The sequence below is a fragment of the Paraburkholderia sp. SIMBA_054 genome, from assembly GCF_046534875.1.
GTDB lineage: Bacteria > Pseudomonadota > Gammaproteobacteria > Burkholderiales > Burkholderiaceae > Paraburkholderia > Paraburkholderia hospita.
The window spans coordinates 1-267 of sequence record NZ_JAWRXV010000895.1; the positions used below are offsets into that span (position 1 = coordinate 1).

The 267-nt window shown below is 60.3% G+C and carries 1 protein-coding gene; it reads left to right on the top strand.

The annotated features are described in order from the left end of the window. The coding region (locus tag SB822_RS57715; protein ID WP_410859187.1) for a TolC family protein at positions 1 to 267 on the top strand (267 nt) is incomplete at both ends.

A 267-nucleotide genomic window follows, 5' to 3' on the forward strand; every position in this document is an offset into this window, starting at 1 on the left:
GGTGTGCGCGCACACGTCAAGGTGACGCAGGCGCAATCGACGGTGGCGGAGCAGCAGTACCGCGCGACCGTAATGGGCGCGTTCGAGGAAGTGGAAAACGCGTTGGTGAATCTGAACGCGCATAAGGCGCAGCGCGTTGAATTGCAGCAACAGGTGGATCGTCTGCAAATTGTGGCCGATCAGATTCAGTCGCAACTGCGGCTCGGCGTGGTGTCGCAACTCGAAGTATTCGAAACCGAGCGCACGCTGCTCGAGGCGCAGTTGTCG